At 68.9% G+C, this 22,140-nt stretch carries 21 protein-coding genes and 2 tRNA genes; 13 read left to right on the top strand and 10 right to left on the bottom strand.

Annotated features, from left to right (window positions below; genetic code table 11):
* The first annotated feature begins 126 nt into the window (after nucleotides 1–126).
* Nucleotides 127–2,373: a S9 family peptidase gene (locus MC45_RS05965; protein WP_038660754.1), complete on the top strand. Its 2,247-nt coding sequence runs from the start codon at nucleotides 127–129 to the stop codon at nucleotides 2,371–2,373.
* A gap of 7 nt (nucleotides 2,374–2,380) precedes the next feature.
* Here the strand turns inward: MC45_RS05965 and dinB are convergent, their stop codons facing one another.
* On the bottom strand, nucleotides 2,381–3,472 hold the full coding sequence (gene dinB, locus MC45_RS05960) for a DNA polymerase IV (protein WP_038660751.1): 1,092 nt from the start codon (nucleotides 3,470–3,472) through the stop codon (nucleotides 2,381–2,383).
* 68 nt (nucleotides 3,473–3,540) lie between these two features.
* Here dinB and MC45_RS05955 point away from each other — a divergent pair, with 68 nt between their 5' ends.
* Complete coding sequence (locus MC45_RS05955; RefSeq protein ID WP_038660748.1) at nucleotides 3,541–4,134, top strand: cysteine hydrolase family protein; 594 nt, start codon at nucleotides 3,541–3,543, stop codon at nucleotides 4,132–4,134.
* A gap of 185 nt (nucleotides 4,135–4,319) precedes the next feature.
* Here the strand turns inward: MC45_RS05955 and MC45_RS05950 are convergent, their stop codons facing one another.
* The 3 genes from MC45_RS05950 to MC45_RS05940 all read right to left on the bottom strand — a co-directional run bounded on the left by MC45_RS05950 (nucleotide 4,320) and on the right by MC45_RS05940 (nucleotide 4,983).
* Nucleotides 4,320–4,769: a hypothetical protein gene (locus MC45_RS05950; protein ID WP_038660745.1), complete on the bottom strand. Its 450-nt coding sequence runs from the start codon at nucleotides 4,767–4,769 to the stop codon at nucleotides 4,320–4,322.
* Between the two features lie 28 nt (nucleotides 4,770–4,797).
* Nucleotides 4,798–4,874 (bottom strand) — tRNA-Arg (locus MC45_RS05945).
* A 32-nt stretch (nucleotides 4,875–4,906) separates the two neighbouring features.
* Nucleotides 4,907–4,983 (bottom strand) — tRNA-Pro (locus MC45_RS05940).
* A gap of 140 nt (nucleotides 4,984–5,123) precedes the next feature.
* On the opposite strand from MC45_RS05940, the gene pnuC reads away from it, so the two are divergent.
* Both pnuC and MC45_RS05930 read left to right on the top strand, forming a co-directional pair.
* The gene (pnuC, locus tag MC45_RS05935; RefSeq protein WP_081974345.1) at nucleotides 5,124–5,696 is read left to right on the top strand and encodes a nicotinamide riboside transporter PnuC; all 573 of its coding nucleotides are present in this window, start codon (nucleotides 5,124–5,126) and stop codon (nucleotides 5,694–5,696) included.
* Nucleotides 5,693–6,217: an AAA family ATPase gene (locus MC45_RS05930; RefSeq protein WP_038660740.1), complete on the top strand. Its 525-nt coding sequence runs from the start codon at nucleotides 5,693–5,695 to the stop codon at nucleotides 6,215–6,217. The genes pnuC and MC45_RS05930 overlap by 4 nt, the downstream gene beginning before the upstream one ends.
* 38 nt (nucleotides 6,218–6,255) lie before the next feature.
* On the opposite strand, the gene MC45_RS05925 is transcribed toward MC45_RS05930, so the two are convergent.
* Nucleotides 6,256–7,137, bottom strand: coding sequence for a CsgG/HfaB family protein (locus MC45_RS05925; RefSeq protein WP_218916727.1), 882 nt, complete (start codon nucleotides 7,135–7,137; stop codon nucleotides 6,256–6,258).
* A 197-nt stretch (nucleotides 7,138–7,334) separates the two neighbouring features.
* Here MC45_RS05925 and lepA point away from each other — a divergent pair, with 197 nt between their 5' ends.
* Entirely contained in the window at nucleotides 7,335–9,158 is a 1,824-nt protein-coding gene (lepA, locus tag MC45_RS05920) for a translation elongation factor 4 (protein WP_038660738.1), read from the top strand.
* A 57-nt stretch (nucleotides 9,159–9,215) separates the two neighbouring features.
* Here lepA and MC45_RS05915 read toward each other — a convergent pair whose 3' ends face one another.
* The 4 genes from MC45_RS05915 to MC45_RS05900 all read right to left on the bottom strand — a co-directional run bounded on the left by MC45_RS05915 (nucleotide 9,216) and on the right by MC45_RS05900 (nucleotide 13,279).
* Nucleotides 9,216–9,629: a hypothetical protein gene (locus MC45_RS05915; RefSeq protein WP_038660735.1), complete on the bottom strand. Its 414-nt coding sequence runs from the start codon at nucleotides 9,627–9,629 to the stop codon at nucleotides 9,216–9,218.
* A gap of 345 nt (nucleotides 9,630–9,974) precedes the next feature.
* A complete protein-coding gene (locus MC45_RS18570) occupies nucleotides 9,975–10,949 on the bottom strand; it encodes a hypothetical protein (protein WP_052075531.1) in 975 nt (324 codons plus the stop codon).
* A gap of 121 nt (nucleotides 10,950–11,070) precedes the next feature.
* Nucleotides 11,071–11,529: a YaiI/YqxD family protein gene (locus tag MC45_RS05905; protein ID WP_038660731.1), complete on the bottom strand. Its 459-nt coding sequence runs from the start codon at nucleotides 11,527–11,529 to the stop codon at nucleotides 11,071–11,073.
* A 10-nt stretch (nucleotides 11,530–11,539) separates the two neighbouring features.
* Complete coding sequence (locus MC45_RS05900; RefSeq protein ID WP_038660729.1) at nucleotides 11,540–13,279, bottom strand: DEAD/DEAH box helicase; 1,740 nt, start codon at nucleotides 13,277–13,279, stop codon at nucleotides 11,540–11,542.
* A gap of 153 nt (nucleotides 13,280–13,432) precedes the next feature.
* Between MC45_RS05900 and MC45_RS19230 the strand changes: the two genes are divergently transcribed.
* The 8 genes from MC45_RS19230 to mtnP all read left to right on the top strand — a co-directional run bounded on the left by MC45_RS19230 (nucleotide 13,433) and on the right by mtnP (nucleotide 21,373).
* Complete coding sequence (locus MC45_RS19230; RefSeq protein WP_137899748.1) at nucleotides 13,433–13,645, top strand: hypothetical protein; 213 nt, start codon at nucleotides 13,433–13,435, stop codon at nucleotides 13,643–13,645.
* A gap of 53 nt (nucleotides 13,646–13,698) precedes the next feature.
* On the top strand, nucleotides 13,699–14,958 hold the full coding sequence (locus MC45_RS05895) for an MFS transporter (RefSeq protein WP_038660726.1): 1,260 nt from the start codon (nucleotides 13,699–13,701) through the stop codon (nucleotides 14,956–14,958).
* Between the two features lie 412 nt (nucleotides 14,959–15,370).
* Nucleotides 15,371–16,609, top strand: a complete 1,239-nt coding sequence (locus MC45_RS05890; RefSeq protein WP_038660724.1) for an SLC13 family permease — start codon at nucleotides 15,371–15,373, stop codon at nucleotides 16,607–16,609.
* 348 nt (nucleotides 16,610–16,957) lie between these two features.
* On the top strand, nucleotides 16,958–17,293 hold the full coding sequence (gene erpA / locus MC45_RS05885; protein WP_038660722.1) for an iron-sulfur cluster insertion protein ErpA: 336 nt from the start codon (nucleotides 16,958–16,960) through the stop codon (nucleotides 17,291–17,293).
* A gap of 3 nt (nucleotides 17,294–17,296) precedes the next feature.
* Nucleotides 17,297–18,067 carry an exodeoxyribonuclease III gene (gene xth / locus MC45_RS05880; RefSeq protein ID WP_038660720.1) on the top strand — a complete coding sequence of 257 codons (771 nt, stop codon included), beginning with the start codon at nucleotides 17,297–17,299 and terminating at the stop codon, nucleotides 18,065–18,067.
* Nucleotides 18,064–18,861 (top strand): transporter, encoded by a 798-nt coding sequence (locus MC45_RS05875; protein WP_052075530.1) that lies wholly within the window; start codon nucleotides 18,064–18,066, stop codon nucleotides 18,859–18,861. The genes xth and MC45_RS05875 overlap by 4 nt, the downstream gene beginning before the upstream one ends.
* 254 nt (nucleotides 18,862–19,115) lie before the next feature.
* The gene (locus MC45_RS05870; protein ID WP_038660717.1) at nucleotides 19,116–20,513 is read left to right on the top strand and encodes an amino acid permease; all 1,398 of its coding nucleotides are present in this window, start codon (nucleotides 19,116–19,118) and stop codon (nucleotides 20,511–20,513) included.
* On the top strand, nucleotides 20,510–21,373 hold the full coding sequence (gene mtnP, locus MC45_RS05865) for an S-methyl-5'-thioadenosine phosphorylase (protein ID WP_038660714.1): 864 nt from the start codon (nucleotides 20,510–20,512) through the stop codon (nucleotides 21,371–21,373). Before MC45_RS05870 ends, mtnP begins: the two co-directional genes overlap by 4 nt.
* A 13-nt stretch (nucleotides 21,374–21,386) precedes the next feature.
* Here mtnP and MC45_RS05860 read toward each other — a convergent pair whose 3' ends face one another.
* Nucleotides 21,387–21,860 (bottom strand): DUF2141 domain-containing protein, encoded by a 474-nt coding sequence (locus MC45_RS05860; RefSeq protein WP_038660711.1) that lies wholly within the window; start codon nucleotides 21,858–21,860, stop codon nucleotides 21,387–21,389.
* Nucleotides 21,861–22,140 lie beyond the last annotated feature (280 nt).

Here is a 22,140-nt window from a genome sequence, read left to right as displayed (position 1 = left end):
TGGAAGCGGCGGCCGTTAGCGGAAAGCGGGCGGCGGGGCAAGGGCGGTGCGGATCTGACGATCGTATACGGGGGCGGGCTCGTGCGATACCATCTCGCAAACAGCAGATGGGGAAGTTTCAAGACGATGCGCAATGCCCTGATCCTCGCCGGCCTCGCCACGATGTCGCAACCCGTGCCCGCGGCGGCGCAATCGGCGCCGCTGACGCTGGAACGGATCTTCGGCGACAAGGCGATCCCAATGGATCGCGTCGAGGGCGGCGAATGGACCGCCGATGGCAAGGGCTATGACGCGATCGAGCCGTCCAAGGCGGTCACCGACGGCACCGACCTCGTCCGCTACGACGTCGCGCGCAATACGCGCACCGTGCTGGTCGCGGCAGGCGACCTCGTCGTGCCGGCGACGGGCAAGCCGATCGCGATCCAGAGCTATGCTTGGTCTGCGGACGGCAAACGGCTGTTGATCTTCACCAACGGTACGCGCTTTCGCCGCACCCGGGCGCTCGGCGACTATTGGCTGTTCGATGTCTCCGCCAAAACGCTGCGCCGGATCGGCGGCGATGCGCCGCCCGCCAGCCTGATGTACGCGGACTTCTCGCCCGACGGCAGCCGCATCGCCTATGTCCGTGCCAACAACCTGTACGTCGAGCCGAGCGCGGGCGATGCGCCGCCGCGGCAGCTCACCCGCGACGGCAGCGACCTGATCGTCAACGGCCTCGGCGACTGGGTGTATGAGGAGGAATTCTACCTCCGCAAGGCATGGTCGTGGAGCCCGGATTCCAAGACGATCGCCTTCTGGCGGTTCGATACTTCCGGAGTCGGCACCTTCTACATGATCAGCAACACGGTGGGGCAATATTCCCGGCCGATCCCGCTGCAATATCCCAAGGTCGGCACCACCAATTCGGCGGTGCGCGTCGGCACGATCGACGTGGCGAGCGGCGCGACGCGATGGATCGGCCTGACCGGCGATCCGCGCCAGAATTACGTGCCGCAGATGAGCTGGGCGGGGACCAGCGGCAAGCTGTTCCTGCAATATGCCAACCGGCTGCAGAACACCTATCGGCTGCTGCTCGCCGACCCCGCCAGCGGGACGACGCGGCCGGTGTTCGTCGAACGCGACGCCGCATGGGTCGAGGCCAATGGCGATCCGACCTGGCTCGACGGCGGCAAACGCTTCACCTGGCTGAGCGAGCGCGACGGCTGGCGGCATCTGTACGTCGCCTCTGCCGACGGCAAGCCGCCGAGCCTGCGCACCCCCGGCAGGTTCGACGTCGTCAGCCTGCTGCGCGTGGACGAGGCGCAGGGCTGGGCGTGGTTCACCGCCTCGCCGGACAATCCGACGCAACGCTACCTCTACCGCGCCAAGCTGACCGGCAAGCCGCGGGTCGAGCGGGTGACGCAGGCGGGGCAGGCGGGGACGCACGGCTATGACATCGCTCCCGGCGCGCATTGGGCGCGGCACACCGTCTCGGCGATCGACCGCGCGCCGGTGACCGAGATGATCGACCTCACCACGCAGGCCCCAGTGCGCGTGCTCGCCCGCAACGCCGCCTTGCAGGACGAGATCGCGCACGAACCGCTCGGGCCGACCGAGTTCACCCGGCTCGATCTCAGCAAGGGGGTGTCGGTCGACGCCTGGATCATGAAGCCGGCGGGCTTCGATCCCGCCAAACGCTATCCGGTGCTGTTCCAGGTCTATGGCGAACCTTGGGGACAGACGGTCGCCGACGCCTGGGGCGGCAACACCGCCTTGTGGCATCGCATGCTCGCCGAGCGCGGCTACATCGTCGCCAGCATCGATCCGCGCGGCACCAACACGCCGCGGGGACGCGAATGGCGCAAGAGCATCTATCGCCGGCTCGGCGTCATCGGGCCGGAGGATTATGCCGCCGGCGTCCGCAAGCTGATCGCCGCGCGGCCCTATATCGATCCGGCGCGGATCGGCATCTGGGGCTGGAGCGGCGGCGGATCGAGCACGTTGCACGCGATGTTCCGCTTCCCCGAGTTGTTCAAGACCGGCATCGCCGTCGCCGCCGTCTCCGACCAGATGCTCTACGACACCGTCTATCAGGAGCGGTACATGGGCCTGCCGGCGGACAATGAAGCGGGCTACAAGGCGGGGTCGCCCATCACCTATGCTGCGGGGCTGACGGGCAATCTGCTCGTCATCCACGGCACCGGCGACGACAACGTCCATTACCAGAATCTCGAACAGCTCGAGGATCGGCTGATCGCCGCCAACAAGCCCTTCACGATGATGGCCTATCCCGACCGCACGCACGGCATCTACGAGAAGCCGGGCACCAGCCTGCACCTCTATTCGCTGATGACGCGCTACCTCGAGACCAATCTGCCGCCGGGTGGCCGGTGATCCGCGCTCACAGCGGCAGGCTGGGCTGAACCTCCTCCGCGTCGGCGGCGTCGCGCAGGATGCCCGACAGCGTCAGGCCGAGCAGCCGCACCCCGTCGGGCACCGGCAGCTGTGCGTCGAGCAATTCGTCGCCGATGCGCAGGAAGTCGGCCTCGCTGGTCACCGGCAGCGCAAGCGAGCGGGCCCGCGTCATCGTGCGGAAGTCGGCGTGGCGCAGCTTCAGCGTCACCGTCCGGCCCCGCACCCCCGATCGTTCGATCCGCACCCAGGCCGCCTCGGCGACGCGGGCGAGCGCGGCGTGCAGCTCGTCGGGCGCGGACAGATTGGTCTCGAACGTCCGCTCGGCACCGACCGATTTGGCCTCGCGGTGGGCGCGCACCGGGCGATGATCGACGCCGCGCGCGGCCGCGAAGAGATAGTCGGCGTAGGAACCGAAATGCGCCTGGAGGAAGGGCAGGGCGCGGTCGCGCAGGTCGGCGCCGGTGAGGATGCCGAGCTGCTCCATCCGCTTGGCGGTGACCGGTCCGACGCCGTGGAAGCGCTTGACCGGCAGCGAGGCGACGAACGCCGCGCCCTTGTGCGGCGGGATGACGCAGAGCCCGTCGGGCTTGTTCTGGTCAGAGGCGAGCTTGGCGATGAACTTGTTGTAGCTCACCCCGGCCGAGGCGGTGAGGCCGGTATCAGCGCGGATGCGGGCGCGGATCTCCTCGGCGATCGCGCTCGCCGAACCGAGCCCGCGCACGTCGGCGGTGACGTCGAGATAGGCCTCGTCGAGCGACAAAGGCTCGATCGCATCGCTGTAATCGGCGAAGATCGCGCGGATCTGCTGCGAGACGGCGTGATAGACGTCGAAGCGCGGCCGGACGAAGACGAGATCGGGACAGCGGCGCAACGCGGTGACCGACGGCATCGCCGATCGCACGCCGAACGCGCGCGCCTCGTAGCTCGCCGCGGCGACGACGCCGCGCGCGCGCGATCCGCCGACGGCGACCGGCTTGCCGCGCAACGTCGGATCGTCGCGCTGCTCCACCGACGCATAGAAAGCGTCCATGTCGACATGGATCACCTTTCGCTGAGGAGGCGTTTCGCCATCGGCCATGATCCCGTTTCGTTCCAAACGCATTACAGATCAAGGCGCCGCCGCGGCAAAAGCGCTACGGATGTTGCATGGCGCAACAGCAGCTTCCTCCCGCCGCGGGGCATACCGCGCTCATCATCATCGACATGATCAACGCACTCGACTTCGACGGCGGCGATCGGCTGAAGGAATCGGCGGAGGCGACGATCGCGCCGATCCTCGCGCTGCGCGACGCGGCGGACGCTGCCGGCGTGCCGGTGATTTACGTCAACGACAACGACGGGCAATGGCATTCCGATCGCGACAAGCTGATCGAGGAGACACTGTCGCGCGCATCGCTGGGGCAGGCGCTGACCGAGGCGCTGCGACCGCGCGACACCGACTATTTCATCATCAAGCCGCAGTTTTCCGGCTTCTACGCGACCAACCTGCCGGTGCTTCTGCCGCAATTGGGCGCGAGCCGGCTGGTGCTCACCGGGGTCGCCGCCGACATTTGCGTGCTGTTCACCGCTGCCGACGCGCATATGCGACAATATGATCTATGGGTGCCGTCCGACGGTGTGGCGGGCGACCACGATGCGCGGACGCGCTGGGCGCTGGAGATCATGGCGAACAGCATGCAGGCGGAAATTCGGCCGACCGGCGAATTGTCGCTGGCCGAGTGGGTCGCCGCCGCCGGTTAGGACGATTGTTCGCGCTGCAACCGGGACGACCGAGGTTGCATTTGTGCACGCGGGCAGCGCGGCACATAGGCGCCCCCATGAGCCGCACCCCTGCGGCATTGCCGAGGTGTTAAGTGCTGAGCCTGATCGTCCACATCATCGCTTACCGCCGCCAGCGCGCCGGCTGATCGGCGGGGCCGGGACCGTCAGTCGCTTTCTGCGAGCGCCGCCTCGACCGCTTCCACCGAAATTCCGAAGGCGCCGGCGAGGCCGGTGAGCGAGGCGCCGCGCTTCGCCAGCTCGCGCATCCGGGCGATATCCACCACCGTGGCATAGCTGCGCGTATCGCGCTGTTCGCGCACCACGTCCTTGCGGCCCGAGCCGCGGCGGCGCTGTGCGGCGGCGGCATGGGGATCGCCTTCCGCCAGTCGCTGTTCCTCCTCGCGGCGGGCTTCGCGGGCCTGTTCGCGCTCGCGCATCTCGGCCTCGCGGCTGGCGAGCCGTTCCTTCAAGCGCTGTTCGGTGTCGCCGGCACGCTCGCGTGTCCGCGCCTCTCGGGCGGCGGCGCGTTCGGCCGCGCGTTGTTCGAGGGTGAGATTGCTGCGGACGCGGAAGTCCGCCGATGGCGAGGGCGTGCCCCAGCTCTTGTCCACCACGATCGTGGCTCCGGCATGATTTGAAAAATGGTGCACCCAGAGCGATTCGAACGCCCGACCCTCAGATTCGTAGTCTGATGCTCTATCCAGCTGAGCTATGGGTGCATGTGCCACGGCGGGAGCCGCAGCGGATATAATGGTCGGGAAGAGAGGATTCGAACCTCCGGCCCCTGCCTCCCGAAGACAGTGCTCTACCAGGCTGAGCTACTCCCCGACGGAGTACGTCCGGGGCCCTTGGAAAGGGTCCGTCCGTGCTTGGAGGCGCGCCTATACCCACGCCGGATAGCGGATGCAAGCGCCGGAATCGCACCCTTGCGAAATCCGCGTGCAACGTCCTAGGCAGAGCCGGTGAATATGGTCGAAGCGCTTGCCGCCGCACTCGTCATCGTCAACGTCGCGCTGGTCGCGGCGCGCAGCGTGTGGAACTATCCGGTCGCGCTCGCGGCGGTGGCGATCTACGGCTGGGTGTTCGTCGGCGCGAATCTCTACAGCGACGCGCTGCTGCAGGGCTTCTTCTTCGCCGCCAATCTTTATGGCTGGGCCAATTGGGCGCGTAGCCGAGCAGATGCGGGCGAGGTGGTGGTCGAGCGGCTCGATCCGGCGACGCGCGTGACGTGGCTGGGTGGCGGCATCGTCGCCTGCCTGGTCTGGGGCACGCTGATGCACCGTTATACCGATGCCTCCTATCCATGGTGGGACGGCGGCATCGCGATCGCCTCGGTCGCGGCGCAGGTGATGCAGGCGCGGCGCGCGATCGAGAGCTGGTGGGTGTGGATCGCGGTCGATGTCGCCAGCGTGCCGCTCTATGCCGCCAAGGGATTGATGTTCACCACCGGCCTGTATCTGGTGCTGCTCGGCCTTTCGATATGGGGGCTGATCGATTGGCGGCGCGCACGCGGGCGGCAGGGCAGGATGGCATTGGCATGACGTTGCGTTCGATCTGTCTGCACGGGCCGGAGAGTACCGGCAAGTCGACGATGATGCCGCGGCTGGCGCAGCATTTCGGCGGCGTGCCCTGCGTCGCCGAGTTCGGCCGCGCCTATTGCGAGGCGTTCGGCACCGATCTGACGATGGCCGACCTCGTCGAGATCGGGAAGGGTCACGATGCCAAGGTCCGCCATGCGCTTGCCGAGCGCAGCTATCCGGTGATCATGGATACCGATCCGCTGATGACCGCGGTGTGGGCGGACATGATGTTCCGGCGGCGCGACGCATGGTTCGCGACGTGGAGCAACACCGCCGACATCTATCTGCTGTTCGACATCGACCTGCCGTGGGAGGACGACGGCACGCGGATGTTCGGCAGCGAAGCGGCGCGGCGGCGCTTCTTCGAGCTGAGCAAGGCGGTGCTGGAGGAGCGCGGCGTGCGCTGGGCACTGGTGTCGGGGCAGGGCTCGACGCGCTACCTCAACGCGCTGCGCGCGATCGAGGCGCTGAGCCGCGATTGAGGGGACGATCCGCACGTCGCGGATCGTCCCACCGCGCATCAGCTCGACGGGGCGAGCTTGGTGTTGAGCACCCAGCCGACGTTGTCGTTCTCGTCGGCGACCTCCCACCACAGGCCGTCCTTCTTGCCGGTCGGGTAGACGATCGCGCCGGTCGGCAGCGTCCGCAGCACCTTGCTCGACGCGAGCCCGCTCTCGCGCAGCGCGACCGGCGCCTGCGCGGTGAAGGTCCTGGCGGGAGCGGCCTGCGCGGTGCCGGCGTCGCCCGGGGTGACGAGGCCGAGCCCGGTGACCAGCTTCGAATAGGCCTGGATGAAGGACAAGGTCACGATCCGGCCGATCTCGGTATTGTCATAGCCGCCGCCCGCCGCGCCGGCGACCGACAGGAAGCCGCCACCGCCGAAGGCGAGGTTGTTCTTGGCGGCATAGCCTTCCTCGGTGGCGAGCGTCTCGGTGGTGCGGACGTTGGTCAGCGACAGGACGGTATTCGCCTCCATCTTCTTGCTCTTGAGGCCGCCGAGCAGGCCGCCGACCGCGCCGCCGAGCAGCCCGCCGGCGACGCCCGCGACGGCATTGCCGCTGACGTTGCTGTTGGCGCCCTGGATCTCGGCGACCATCACGTAATCGGCCGCCTTGATCTGGCCCTGGCCGACGTTGGCGCCGCGCTGCAGCCCGAGGTTGCCGCCGATGTTGCGCTCGATCTGCGCGGCGTTGAGGCCGGTCCCGCGATCGACGAGGTTGAAGCAGCCCGACCGCTGGACGAGCACCTTGAGCAGCTTGGAGGGCGGGGCGAGGCTGTATTGCGTCCACCAGTGCGGATCGTCGCCGTCGGCGATCGAGAGGGTGCCGAGCTTGCGTGCGCAATGCGGCACCTCGGCGGACAATTTGGTCTGGAGCTTCTGCCCGCTCGACTCGCGGGCCAGCTTCTGCGCGTCCGCGACGCCGGACACGACCAGTCCCACGCCGGCCAATGCGGCGATAAGTATCTGCTTTCTCACTTCCACTGTTCCTCCCAAGCGATCAGCTCGCTCGGGACGTCGTCGCGGAGCCCCCTTGATCGGCGTCCCGGAGCCGTCGGCATCTAGCACCCGGCCCGCTGGTGCGCTAGGCGCGTGGCGATATGGCTACTCCTCCCGACACGATCCGTAACTTCTCAATCATCGCGCATATCGACCATGGCAAGTCGACCCTCGCCGACCGTCTGATCCAAAGGACAGGAGGGCTGACCGATCGTGAGATGTCGAGCCAGGTGCTTGATAACATGGACATCGAAAAGGAACGCGGGATCACGATCAAGGCGCAGACGGTGCGCCTGTCCTATCCCGCCAAGGACGGCGTGACCTATACGCTCAACCTGATGGACACGCCGGGGCACGTCGACTTCGCCTATGAGGTCAGCCGCAGCCTCGCCGCCTGCGAAGGCGCGCTGCTGGTGGTCGATGCCGCGCAGGGGGTCGAGGCGCAGACGCTTGCCAACGTCTATCAGTCGATCGAGCACGACCACGAAATCGTGCCCGTCATCAACAAGATCGACCTGCCCGCCGCCGAACCCGAACAGGTTCGCAAGGAGATCGAGGACGTCATCGGCATCGACGCGTCGCAGGCGGTGCTGGCCAGCGCCAAGTCGGGGATCGGCATCGACGAGATCCTCGAGGCGATCGTCACGCGCATCCCGCCGCCCAAGGGCGATCCCACCGCGCCGCTGAAGGCGATGCTGGTCGACAGCTGGTACGATCCGTATCTCGGCGTCGTCATCCTCGTCCGCGTCATGGCCGGCGTGCTGAAGAAGGGGCAGCAGGTCAGCTTCATGCAGGCCGGCACCACGCATCTGGTCGATCGCGTCGGCTGTTTCCGGCCGAAGATCGAGCAGCTCACCGACCTCGGGCCGGGCGAGATCGGCTTCATCACCGCGCAGATCAAGGACGTCGCGCAGGCGCGGGTCGGCGACACGCTGACCGACACCAAACGCCCCGCCGCCGAGGCGCTGCCGGGGTTCAAGGAAGTCCAGCCGGTGGTGTTCTGCGGGCTGTTCCCGGTCGATGCCAACGATTTCGAGAAGCTGCGCGAATCGATCAGCAAGCTGCGCCTCAACGATGCCAGCTTCAGCTTCGAGATGGAGACGTCGGCGGCGCTCGGCTTCGGCTTCCGCTGCGGCTTCCTCGGCCTGCTCCACCTCGAGATCATCCAGGAGCGGCTGACCCGCGAATATGATCTCGACCTCATCACCACCGCGCCGTCGGTGGTCTATCAGATCGAGCTGACGCATCCCGATCCGGCGGGGATCACGCAGATCGACCTGCACAATCCCGCCGACATGCCCGACGTCAACAAGATCAAGACGATCAGCGAGCCGTGGATCAACGCGACGATCTACGTCCCCGACGAATATCTCGGCTCGATCCTCAAGCTCTGCCAGGACCGGCGCGGCATCCAGCAGAATCTGACCTATGTCGGCGGGCGCGCGCAGGCGACCTACGAACTGCCGCTCAACGAGGTGGTCTTCGACTTCTACGACCGGCTGAAATCGCTGTCGAAGGGCTATGCGAGCTTCGACTATCAACAGATCGGTTATCGCGAGGGCGACCTCGTCAAGATGAGCATCCTCGTCAACGAGGAGCCGGTCGACGCGCTCAGCATGATCGTCCACCGCGGCACCGCCGAGGTGCGCGGTCGCGGCATGGTCGAGCGGCTGAAGGAGCTGATCCCGCGCCATTTGTTCAAGATCCCGATCCAGGCGGCGATCGGCGGCAAGGTGATCGCGCGCGAGACGATCAGCGCGATGCGCAAGGACGTTACCGCGAAATGCTATGGCGGCGACGCCACCCGCAAGCGCAAGCTGCTCGACAAGCAGAAGAAGGGCAAGGCGAAGATGCGCGAATACGGCTCGGTCAGCATCCCGCAGGAGGCGTTCATCGCCGCGCTGCGCATGGGCGACGAGAGCTAGGCCCGAAGCCGCGACGCCCGATAATGGTCGGGCGTCGCGGTTCGAGCCCGGGCAGGATCACATGTAATTGGCGGGGTTCGGGCTCGGCATGCGGCATGCGCGGGTGCGGCCGCGCTTGCAGGCGGCGACCTGATCGCGCCAGTCGGCCATCGCCATCGCATAGGCGCGCTCGCGATCCGACTGGAGCGCGGCGTCGGCGGCGATGGTGTGGCGGCGTGCGCGCATCGCGGCACGGTAGCGGCGCACGTCCGCCTGATAGCGCGCCTCGTTGGCGGCATTGACCGCGGTGACCGCGCCATTGTCGAAGCTCGCCACGGCGCCGACCTGACGATTGGCGGCGGCGACTTCGGGTGCGGTCTCGGCCGCGACGGCATCGTCGCGCTGCTCGGTCGGGGTCGGCGGCGTGGGGGTGGTCTGCGCGACGACCGGCGCGGCGATCAGCGCGGCGCCGATCAGGATGGGACGAAACATGGCATACTCCTCGTTACGCTCGCGACAATGGGCGGGAGGAGTGATGGTTCCGGGTCGGCTGGATGCGCGTGATCGCGTCACGACGGCGAAGACCAGACCTCCAGTTTGAGTCCCGGCATCGCCACTTACACCGCGCGATGGCGAGGCCGGATCGACATTCATTAATGCCGGGACCTCGACACCTGCGATCCGTCACCCCGGACTTGATCCGGGGTCCCGCTACGTCCTTTACGTTTGCCGATCAGGAAGAAGCGGGACCCCGGGTCGAGCCCGGGGTGACGAGGAGGGAGGCTTCGGCGATCGCCGTTGTCCGGAACCGGCGAGGATATCGGCTGTCGAGCCGGCCTAGTCCTCCACATATCCCTCCCAGCCACCTTCGAGCCGGGCGTCGCGGTCGGCCTTGCGGGCGCGGTCGGCGGACAGCTTTTCGCCTTCGCGGTCCCAGTCGCCGCTGATCCTCGCGTCAGCGACGCATCGGGTCGCCGCCTCGATCGCGTCGAGCGCGGCGGGATCGTCGAGCAGGCGCCATTCGGGCTCGCCGGACGCATAAGGGGGCGGCAGGTCGTCGCCGACTCCTTCGAGCAGAGCGTGATGGTGGCCGTCCGCGTCGAGCGGGAGATAGGGAACGTCGGGGTCGTCCTCCGGCGGCAGCGCGTGGGCGCGGGCGGCGTTGGCGGCGAGCGCGGCGAGGATGTCGGCCTGCGCCGCCGGATCGAGCGGGACGCCGGCGAAGGCGGCGAGCGTCGCGGCGTGCGCCGCGTCGTCATCGGCTGCGGGCGGGGTGCCGGCGGTGATCGTCGCCTGCGCGGCGGCTTGCGTGGTGGCGGCGTCGGGGGCCGTGGCATCGGGGCTCGTCGCAATCGCGACGGCGGTGGCCTGCGCGGTGATGTGGCGGATGGTGTGGCGGCGGTCGTCCGGCGTCGCGCCATAATGGCGCAGGATGAACATCAGCAGCCGGTCGTTGCGCTTGCGGCGGAAGCCCATCAGCTTGCCGGCGGACATCACCGGCACGAGTTCGCCGTGGATCGCGCGATCGAAGGCTTCGTCCTTGAGGCGGAGCACGCCCATGCCCTGCGCGGCGTGCCAGGCGGCGCGGAAGCCGGCGGCCTGCGGATGGCGGCGCAGGGCATAGGCGCTTTCCGACGACATATTGACCATGCTTGCGGCGCTGCGCACCGATCCGCAATCGGCGAGCGCGGCGATGAAGGCGCGCTGGCGCTCGGGCGTCCAGCCGTCGTGGCGGTCGCGCAGGCGCGGGACGGGAGCGAAGCCGGCCGGGGCGGGGCAGGCTTCGGGCGGGCGGGGGGCTTGGTCGCTCATGAGTCGCGGACGAACCATATCGGTTCCAAATAGGACAGAGCGGACGGGGAAGCTGTTGGGCGGCTGGGGTAAGTCTCGGGATGTAGCGGACCCGGCCTGCCCGATCCGCGACGACGCCGGGTCAGCCGCGTTGCAGCTTGGCCAACACGGTATCGAGCGCCTGCAAGAAGCGGCTGCGGTCCTGCGCGGCGAAGGGCTTGGGGCCGCCCAATTGGTCGCCGCCGGCGCGCAGGTCGGCCATGATCGCGCGCGTGGCGATCGCGCCGCCGATCGAGGCGGTGGTGAAGGGCTTGCCAGTCGGGCTCAGCACGTTCGCACCCGCTTTCAGGCAGCGGTCGGCGAGCAGGATATCGGCGGTGACCACCACCGCCTGCGCGTCCGCCGCCTCTGCGATCCAGTCGTCGGCGGCGTCGAAGCCGTCGCTGACCACGACGCGGCTGACCAGCGGATGCTGGGGGATGCGGAAATGGCTGTTGCTGACGATCGTCACCGGCACCGCACGGCGCCAGGCGACCTTGTAGATCTCGTCCTTGACCGGACAGGCGTCCGCATCGACCAGTATGCGGACGCCCTCCGTCATCGGCCGCGCCTCAGCCCCGGGGGCCCTTGCGGTAGGGCTTGGCCTGATGCCGCGCGGGGGCGCCGCCGGGTGCGTTGCGGGTGCGCGGGGCGCCCGAGCCGCTCCGCGGTGCACGGTCGGCGCGGTCGCTGCCGCCGGCCTCGCGCGGGTTGCCGGTGAAGGGGACGATCTGCAGGCTGCCCTCGTCGCTCTCCGGATTGGCGGTGCGCTGCACGCTGGCGAGGACGCGATCGGCGACGGTGCGCGGCACCTCGAAGATCGTGTCGTTCGGGTTGATGCGGATCGCGCCGATCTCCGCCTTGGTGATATGGCCGCGGCGGCAGATCAGCGGCAGCAGCCAGCGCGGGTCGGCGTTCTGGCGGCGGCCGATGTCCATGCGGAACCACACCGTGTCCTCGAAGCCGGGGCGGTGGCCCTGCGTGCGATCCGACTGCTGCGGAGCGGCGGAATCGAGCAGATCCTCGGCCTGCGGCATCGCGGCGCGGTGCGCGTGGACGAGCGCGGCGGCGATATCCTCGGGGCTCTTCTCCGCGATCAGGCGCGTCGCCAGCTCGCGATCCTCGTCGTCGAACTCGATCGGGGCGAGCAGCGTGGCGATCAGCCGCTCGCGGTCCTGCTTGCGGATGTCGTCGGCGCTGGGGGCGGGGATCCACTCGCAGGCGATCTTGGCCTGCTTGAGCATCATGTCGACGCGGCGGCGGCGCGGATAGGGGACGATGAGCACCGCGGTGCCCTTCTTGCCGGCGCGACCGGTGCGGCCCGAACGGTGCTGGAGCGTCTCGGCATCGCGCGGCATCTCGACGTGGACGACGAGGCTGAGGCTGGGCAGATCGATGCCGCGCGCGGCGACGTCGGTGGCGACGCAGACGCGGGCGCGGCGGTCGCGCAGCGCCTGGAGCGCCGAATTGCGCTCGCTCTGGCTGTGCTCGCCCGACAGCGCGACCGCGGCGAAGCCACGCTCGACGAGGCTGGCGTGGAGGTGGCGGACGTTGTCGCGGGTGGCGCAGAACAGCATCGCCGTTTCCGCCTCGTGGAAGCGGAGCAGGTTGATGACGGCATGTTCGATATCGGCGGGCGCGACGGTGACCGCCTGATAGGCGATGTCGCCGTGGCCGCGATCCTCGCCGACGGTCGAGATGCGCAGCGCGTCGCGCTGGTAGCGCTTGGCGAGTGCGACGATCGGCCGCGGCATCGTCGCCGAGAACATCAGCGTGCGGCGCTCGGTGGGCGAGGCGTCGAGAATCTGTTCGAGGTCCTCGCGGAAGCCCATGTCGAGCATCTCGTCGGCCTCGTCGAGCACGGCGACGCGCAGGCTGGCGAGGTCGAGCGCGCCGCGCTCGAGATGGTCGCGCAGACGGCCCGGCGTGCCGACGACGATGTGCGCGCCGTGGCTGAGCGAGCGACGCTCCTTGCTGGCGTCCATGCCGCCGACGCAGGTGGCGATGCGGGCATGCGCCTCCTTGTACAGCCACATCAGCTCGCGGCTGACCTGGAGCGCGAGTTCGCGCGTCGGCGCGATGATCAGTGCGAGCGGCTTGCCCGGCGGCGGCAGCGCGCCGTCGGCCATCAGCTCGGCGGCCATGGCGAGGCCGAAGGCGACGGTCTTGCCCGAGCCGGTCTGGGCGGAGACGATGAGGTCGCGGCCGGCGGCCTCGGGCTCGATTACCTGCGCTTGGACGGCGGTGGGAGCCTCATAGCCACGGGCAACGAGCGCTTCGGCGAGAAGCGGGGGGAGCGAAGAAAAGGGCATCGGGTAACCTAAATGGAAGCGGCGCCCCGACAGCATGGCTCGGGGCCAGGGCTGGGGCGCGGCAGAGGACAGTACAGTCGCGAGTCCGTTGGAAACGCGGGCCAATCGCGGGCGGCAATACGGACGCAACGTGGCGCTTGTATCGCGCGCATCATGGCCGTTTCCGTGACCCCAGAGACCCTGCACCGCCTAATCCGCGAAGCCGAGGCCGAGCGAGGCCGCGCCGCATCCCCTACGCTGAAACGTTGCTTCGCGCAACTCGCCGCCGCTTATGCGCTGGAACTGACGCGACGGGAGGCGCGCGCGGCAACATTGCGTAACATTTATCAGTCCGAAGCGGGATCATCCGCAACTTACCTACGTTAAGCGGCCACGCGGAGAGACGGACCAGAACGGTCCGAACGCGGTGGAGCACATTCATGGCCAGCCTTGCCCCCTCCGCTTTGCCCCGCACACCCGAAGCCGGACCGGCCCCCGACGCGGGGCGGACACTCGATGCGCTCAACTTCTTCCTCGCCGACGTGCGCGACGGGCTGGGGCCGTATCTGGCGATCTATCTGCTCGCGGTGCGCGGGCCGGCGCACGGCTGGAACGAGGCGACGGTGGGGCTGGTGCTGACGATCGCCGGAGTCGTCGGGCTGGTGTCGCAGACGCCGGCGGGCGGGCTGATCGACCGGAGCCGCAACAAGCCGCGCATCGTCATCATCGCCGCGCTGCTGGTGACGCTGAGCAGCGTGTCGCTGCCGTTCGTCACCGGCTTCACGATGGTCGCGGCGACGCAGTCGATCGCGGCGGTGGCGGGCGCGGTGTTCGCGCCGGCGATCAGCGCGATCACGCTCGGCCTGTTCGGGCCGAAGCTGTTCTCCAAGCGGGTCGGGCGCAACGAGGCGTTCAACCATGCCGGCAATGCCGTCTCGGCGGCGCTGGCGGGGGCGCTGGCGTGGAAGTTCGGGCCGGTCGTCGTCTTCTGGCTGATGGGCGGGCTGACCGTCGCCAGCGTCTTCGCGGCGCTGCGCATCAGGAACGGCGACATCGACAATGCGGTGGCGCGCGGCCTCGACTGCGAGCCCGACGAGGGGTGCGAGGAGCCGGGCGGGTGGAAGGTGCTGGTCGAGAACAAGCCGCTGCTGCTGTTCGCGGTGATCGCCTTCCTGTTCCACCTCGCCAATGCGGCGATGCTGACCTCGGTCAGCCAGTTGCTCGCCAAGACGGTGGGCAAGGATTCGGCGACGTCGCTGACCGCGGCGTGCATCGTCGCGGCGCAATTGGTGATGGTGCCGGTGGCGGTCGTGGTCGGGCGCAACGTCGATCGCTGGGGACGCAAGCCGCTGTTCCTGATCGCGTTCGGCGTGCTCGCGGCGCGCGGCGCGCTGTACACGATGTCGAACGATCCGTGGTGGCTGGTCGGCGTGCAGGCGCTCGACGGCGTCGGCGCGGGGATCTTCGGGGCGCTGTTCCCGGTGGTGATCGCCGATCTGACCAAGGGCACCGGGCGGTTCAACGTGTCGCAGGGGGCGGTGGCGACCGCACAGGGGCTGGGCGCGGCGCTGAGCGCGTCGCTGGCGGGGGCGATCATCGTCGGCGTCGGCTATGGCGCGAGCTTCCTGACGCTGGCGGGCATCGCGGCGGCAGGGCTGGCGCTGTACGCGCTGGCGATGCCGGAGACGAAGCCGGCGTGAGGTGCGTATGTCTCGCGACGATGCCGTTGCCGTATGTCCGCAGGGGCGGGGATACTAGCTTAGGCAGAGTAACGCAGGTCGGTTCTCGGGACTCCTGGGCTCCCGCTTTCGCGGGAGCACTGGTGGTGCGGGTGGTTGGCGTCATGGACCAATCCGTGGGCAAGGATCATCGCCGACGCGAAGCCTCTGCAAGACACCCGACGTACCCCGGCGGAGGCCGGGGTCCAGTTGGGAAGACCGCTGTGGATTATTCTCAACCTTCACCCGACTGGGCCCCGGCCTCCGCCGGGGTACGATATAAAGGTGTGACGAACCGATCTTCGCCGATGGCTCGCCTTCGCGAGGATATTATGGGTCACTTGGGTGGGATCGTGCCTTCGATCGGGGCGTGTGTGCAAAGGGGTAGGGGCCGATGATCGCCACCGTTGGGATATGCGCCGCCGCGACCGCGGGGGTGATCATCCGGCCGTTCCGCTGGCCGGAGGCGATATGGGCGGTCGGTGGCGCGCTGCTGCTGCTGCTGTTCGGGCTGATCGCGCCGGCGAGCGCGTGGGCGGCGGTGCTCAAGGGGACCGACGTCTATCTGTTCCTGATCGGCATGATGCTGCTGTCGGAGGCGGCGCGGGCGCATGGCGTGTTCGACTGGGTGGCGCATCTGGCGGCGGCGGGCGCGAACGGGTCGGCGGCGCGGCTGTTCACGCTCGTCTTCCTCGTCGGCGTGGTGGTGACCGCCTTCCTGTCGAACGATGCGACCGCGGTGGTGCTGACCCCGGCGGTCTATGCGGTCGCGCAGCGCGCCAAGGTCAAGCCGCTGCCGATGCTGTTCGCCTGCGCGCTGGTCGCCAATGCGGCGAGCTTCATCCTGCCGATCTCCAATCCCGCCAATCTGGTGCTCTATGCCAGCGACCTGCCGCGGCTCGGCGCATGGCTGGCGGCGTTCGCGCTGCCGTCGGTGCTGGCGATCGCCACGACCTATCTGGGGCTGCGCTGGCTGTTCCGCAGCGAGCTTTCCGGTGCGGCCGAGCAGGGCGAGAGCGTCGCGCTGTCGGGCAACGGGCGGATGGCGCTCGCCGGGATCGGCGCGACCGCGGTACTGCTGACGGTGGCGTCGGCCTCGGGCTGGGACCTCGGCTGGCCGACGTTCGGGGCGGGCGTCGTCACCGCGCTGGCGGTGCAGTTGCGCGCGCGCGAGTCGCTGGTGCCGCTGGTCAAGGGCGTGTCGTGGCTGGTGCTGCTGCTCGTCGCCGGATTGTTCGTGATGGTACAGGCGCTGGCCGAGACCGGGCTGATCGGGTGGCTGGCGGCGCAGCTCTCCGCGGCGGCGGCGACCGATCCGCGCGCGGCCGCGGCGGCGGCGGGCGGGTTGCTCGCGGTCGGCAGCAATCTGGTCAACAACCTGCCCGCCGGGCTGATCGCGGCGCAGACGATCGCCGCGGCGCATCCGCCGGCGCTGGTGGTCGATGCGTTGCTGATCGGGGTGGATCTGGGGCCGAACCTGTCGATCACCGGGTCGCTGGCGACGATCCTGTGGCTGATCGCAATCCGGCGCGAGGGCGAGGATGTCACCTTCGGGCAGTTCCTGCGCGTCGGGGTGGTGACGACGGTCCCCGCGCTGGTGCTGGCGATCGGGGTGCGGGTTTTGATGGGGTAGGGGGGTATATTTCACCCGGCTTGGGGCAGGGCTTCCGCCTATGACGATTGGTGTGAGCCGTCGTAGTCCAAGCCCACCCCGTCACCCCGGACTCGTTCCGGGGTCCACCCCGCGGCTAGGAGAACGGCTTGAGATGGCACCATTCTCTCGCGGCCCGGTGGACCCCGGAACGAGTCCGGGGTGACGTATGTCGAGAGGAAGCCGATCGAACCTCATCACCACAGCCTTATGCAATAGCCCTGCCTGCGACAGGCGAGTGGCAAGCCGCAGGGAGGATAAGGCGCACGCCGCGGCCGACCACCGCCATCCCCTGTTGCCCCGCGCCCTTGCCGCGCCTATCTCGCAAACATGGCCACGTCTCCCGAGATCCTGCTCACCCCTGCCGCGGCGAAGCGTGTCGCGGCGATCGCCGGCAAGCAGAACAAGCCCGCGATCCTCCGCCTGTCGGTGGATGGCGGCGGCTGTTCGGGGTTCCAGTACAAGTTCGGCTTCGCCGAGGCGCCCGAGGGCGACGACACCGTCGCCGAGACCGACGGCGTGCGGCTGGTGGTCGACAGCGTCAGCCTCGATCTCGTCCGCGGCTGTCAGGTCGATTATGTCGAATCGCTCGGCGGTGCCGCGTTCCGGGTCGAAAACCCCAATGCGGCATCGGGTTGCGGCTGCGGCTCCAGCTTCGCGATCTGACGGTTGAAGCTCGTCACCTATAACGTCAACGGGATCAAGGCGCGCCTGCCCCGGTTGCTGGAATATCTCACCGAGCAGCAGCCCGACGTGGTCTGCCTGCAGGAGATCAAGTCGAGCGACGACACCTTCCCGCACGCCGATATCGAGGCGTTGGGCTATGGCGCGGTGTGGCACGGCCAGAAGGGTTTCAACGGCGTCGCGGTACTCGCGCGTGGGCAGGTTCCGGTGGAACGCCAGCGCGGTCTCGCCGGCGAGGACGAGGACGATCACAGCCGCTACCTCGAATGCGCGGTCGATGGACTGGTGGTCGCATCGATCTATCTGCCCAACGGCAATCCGCAGCCGGGGCCGAAGTTCGACTATAAATTGCGCTGGATGGAGCGGCTGGCGGCGCGTGCGCGGGTGCTGCTCGACGAGGAAGTGCCGACCGTCCTGATGGGCGATTACAACGTGATCCCCAATGACGACGATACCTTCTCGGTGCGGGCGATGGCGACCGATGCGCTGATGCAGCCGGAAAGCCGTGCCGCCTATCGCCGATTGCTCGCGCAGGGGTGGACCGATGCGCTGCGCACGCGCCATCCGACCGGCAAGGTGTGGACCTTCTGGGATTATCAGGCGGGGGCATGGCAGCGCGATGCGGGGTTCCGCATCGACCATCTGCTGCTCAGCCCGCAGGCCGCCGACCGCCTGGTCGATGCCGGCGTCGACAAGGACTATCGCGGCCGCGAGAAGGCCAGCGACCATGCGCCGACCTGGGTGCGGCTGACGTGAGGCGCCTCGTCGCGGCGGGCGGGCTCGCGATGACGCTCGCCGCCGCGCCGGCGCTGGCCCAGAAGAGCTATTGCCCCGAACGGCCGGGGCTCGACACGCCGGCGTGCATCACCGCGCCCGGCCGCGTCTCGGTGGAGACGGGCGTGGTCGACTGGACGCTCGACCGCCAGCCCGACAGCCGCACCGATACCGTGCTGATCGCGGACACGCTGGTGCGCGTCGGCGTCGCCGACCAGATCGAGGCGCGGATCGGCTGGACGCCTTATGGCCACGAGCGGGTGCGCGACCGGCAGACGGGCGCGATCGATCGCGTCGGGCAGAGCGGTGACGTGTCGCTGGGGATGAAGGCGGGTCTGCTGCATCCCGACGGCAACGGCCTGTCGCTGTCGCTGCTGCCCTATGTGACGCTGCCGGTCGGCGGCAGCACGATCGGGTCGCGCGTCGCCGGGGGCGGGTTGCTGGTGCCGGTGACCTTCCGGTTGAACGACACGGTGCATCTGGATGCGACGCCCGAGATCGACGCGCAGCCCGACGAGGAACGCGCCGGGCGGCACCTGCGCTACAGCAGCGCGGGCGGGGCGACGGTGAAGCTGAACAAGACGGTGTCGGCGGCGCTCGAGGCGCAGGTGATTCGCGACGACGATCCGGACGCGCGCAGCACGCAATGGCTGAGCGCGGCGTCGGTGACGTGGAAGCCGAAGAAGGACTGGCAGTTCGACATGCAGACGACGCTGGGCCTCAACCATGCGGCGCCCGACGTGGAACTGGCCGGGGGCATTTCGCGACGGTTCTGAGGCGGCGGAGGTAGGTCGCCGCGCTTTCATTCTCACCGTCACCCCGGACTCGTTCCGGGATCCACTCCGCGGCGAGGAGAAAGGCTGGAGCCTCTTGCCGTTCCGTCGCGGCGCGGTGGACCCCGGAACCAGTCCGGGGTGACGGTGAGAATGAGGCGGTGGTATCGCCAGCCTTAAGGCTCCCCGCTGTTCTCGCTGCTCTACCCACCACGGCAGCGACCGCTTATACCTCCGCCATCGAGGGAGGGACCCACATGAGCTTATTGCGTCGCAAGACGATCCACGCCCAGCCGCCCGAGCAGCAGCTCGCGCGGACGCTGAGCTGGCCGCATCTCGTCGCGCTGGGGGTGGGCGCGATCGTCGGTACCGGAATCCTGACGCTGATCGGCGTCGGCGCCGATCGCGCCGGGCCGGCGGTGATCCTCGCCTTCGTCGTCGCCGGCGCGATCTGCGCCTGCGCGGCGCTCTGCTATGCGGAGATGGCGACGATGATCCCCGCGTCGGGATCGGCCTATACCTATAGCTATGCGACGCTGGGCGAGGTGATCGCCTGGGTCGTCGGGTGGAGCCTGATCCTCGAATATTCGCTGGTCGTGTCGACCGTCGCGGTCGGCTGGTCGGGCTATGCGGTGGGGTTCCTCAAGGGGCTGGGCGTGACCGTGCCGGCGGCGCTCGCCAACGGGCCGGGGCTGGGCGGCGTCGTCAATCTGCCCGCGGTGGCGATCATCGCGCTGGTCGCCGGGCTGCTGATGCTGGGGACGCGCGAGAGCGCGCGGGTCAATACCGTGCTGGTGCTGATCAAGATCGTCACGCTGGCGCTGTTCGTCGGCGTCGCGCTGCCGCATTTCGATGCCGCCAATCTGCATCCGTTCACGCCCTACGGCTTCGGCAGCCCGACCGGCGCGGGCGGCGTCAAATATGGCGTGATGGGCGCGGCGGCGATCATCTTCTTCGCCTTCTACGGCTTCGACGCGATCTCGACCGCGGCGGAAGAGGCGAAGAACCCGGAGCGCGATCTGGCGATCGGGATCGTCGGATCGATGCTGGCCTGCACCGCAATCTATATGATCGTCGCGACCGCGGCGGTGGGGGCGCTGAGCTATATGCGGTTCGGCAGCAGCCCCGAGCCGCTGGCGCTGATCCTGCGCGAACTCGGCCAGCCCAAGGTGGCGACGGTGATCGCCGCCGCCGCGGCGGTCGCGCTGCCGACGGTGCTGCTCGCCTTTCTCTACGGGCAGAGCCGCATCTTCCTCGTCATGGCGCGCGACGGCTTCCTGCCGCAGGCGCTCGCCAAGGTCAGCAAGCGCGGCGTGCCGGCGCGGATCACCGCGATGACCGCGGTGTTCGTCGCGGTGATCGCCGGGCTGGCGCCGCTCGACGTGATCGCCAGCCTCGCCAATGCGGGGACGCTGTGCGCCTTCGTCGCGGTGGCGGCGTGCGTCCTGGTGTCGCGGCGGCGCGATCCCGACGCGCGGCGGCCATTCCGCACGCCGTTCGCCTTCGTCGTCGCACCGCTCGCCATCCTCGGCTGCCTGTATCTGTTCACCAGCCTGCAGGTGCGCACGCAGGTCGCCTTCCTGGGCTGGAACGCCTTGGGATTGCTGGTCTATTTCCTCTACGCGCGGAGCCGGGCGGAGATCGCGCGGGCATGAGCGGCTGGCATATCGGCATCATCGGCGGTTCGGGCCTCTACGACGTCGAGGGCGTCGAGGACGGCCATTGGGTCGAGGTGACGACGCCGTGGGGGGCGCCGTCGGATGCGATCTTCAGCGGGCGGATCGGCGCGGTCGCGGTGTCGTTCCTGCCGCGGCACGGTCGGGGTCACCGGATCAGCCCGGAAGCGATCAACGCGCGCGCCAATATCGACGCGCTGAAGCGGCTCGGCGTGACCGACGTGCTGGCGGTATCGTCGGTCGGCTCGCTGGTCGAGGCGCGGCCGCCGGGCAGCTTCACGATCGTCGACCAGTTCATCGACCGGACGAAGGGGCGGGCATCGAGCTTCTTCGGCACCGGCTGCGTCGCGCATGTCTCGATGGCCGATCCGGTCTGCCCGCGGCTGAGCGTCTATGCCGCCGATGCGGTCGGCGCGGCGGTGGATCGCGGCGGCACCTATCTTGCGATGGAGGGGCCGCAATTCTCGACGCGCGCGGAGAGCCGCCTCTACCGGCAATGGGGGTGCGACGTGATCGGCATGACCGCGCTGCCCGAGGCGAAGCTCGCGCGCGAGGCGGAGCTGCCTTACGCCCTGGTCGGGATGGTGACCGATTACGATTGCTGGCGCGAGGGCGAGGCGGCGGTCGACGTCGCGCAGGTCGTCGCGCAACTGGCGGCGAACGCGGCCAAGGCACGGGCGATGGTGGTGCGGCTGCTGCGCGCGCTGCCCGAGGAGCGGCCGGCGTCGCCGATCGACACGTGCCTCGACAGCGCGATCATCACCGCCAAGGGCGCGCGCGATCCGGCGCTGGTGGCGAAGCTCGACGCGGTGGCGTGGCGGGCGTTGGGACTGCGCTGAGCCGCCGGTCCGGTCAGCGATCCGGGCCGACCGAGAAGCCGTGGCGGTAGTTCATCGTCACCGCGATCCGGCTCGTCCCGGCGGCGAGCGGCACCGCCACCTGCGCGAAGGCGGGCTTGAGCCTGAGCAGCGAGAGGCCGGGATCGCGCGAGAAGGCGCCGCCGTCGCCGCCGTCGGACTTGCCGTTGGCATTGGCGTCGTGACGGACGGCGACGCCATAGGTGCCGGGGCGGGGGACGGGGATACAGACCTCAAGCGTGCGGCGGCCGTTGGTCGGCGCCTCGACGCGGCCGAGCCAGCGGCCTTTTTCGAGAAAGCCGGGTTCGTCGTAGAGCTGGACGCGGACGTCGCCGGTGCCGGCGCGCACGCCGCGTATCGTGACGATCAGCCGGTGCGGGGTCGCGGCGGTGCAACCGGTGGTGTTGCGCTGCGCGGTCGCCGGCGTGGCGAGCGCGAGCAGCGCGAGAGGCAGGATGAGGCGGGCCATGCGGCGGTAACGCTCCGGAAAAGCGTGATTATACCGTTGGATGTGGCGAGCGTGTGGCCGCCGCTTGGCGGATCGTGGCGGTTGGTGGCTGCGCGACTTCGTAGCGTAAGCTGGTGACGCGACCTTCAGTGTTCCCGCGAAAGCGGAATCCAGGGTCGAGCAGAGCAACGGCTCGCGGCGTTCGGGATCCTGGGCTCCTGCGTTTGCAGGAGCACTGGCTCGGTCTCGCGCACGAAAAAGGGGAGGCGCCTTTCGGTGCCTCCCCTTTTGCGCGCTGGGC

Origin of the sequence: Sphingomonas taxi, from assembly GCF_000764535.1 — a bacterium.
In the GTDB taxonomy this organism is placed as follows: domain Bacteria; phylum Pseudomonadota; class Alphaproteobacteria; order Sphingomonadales; family Sphingomonadaceae; genus Sphingomonas; species Sphingomonas taxi.
Note: the sequence above shows the minus strand (reverse complement) of the source record. Positions and strands in the feature narration are given on the sequence as shown.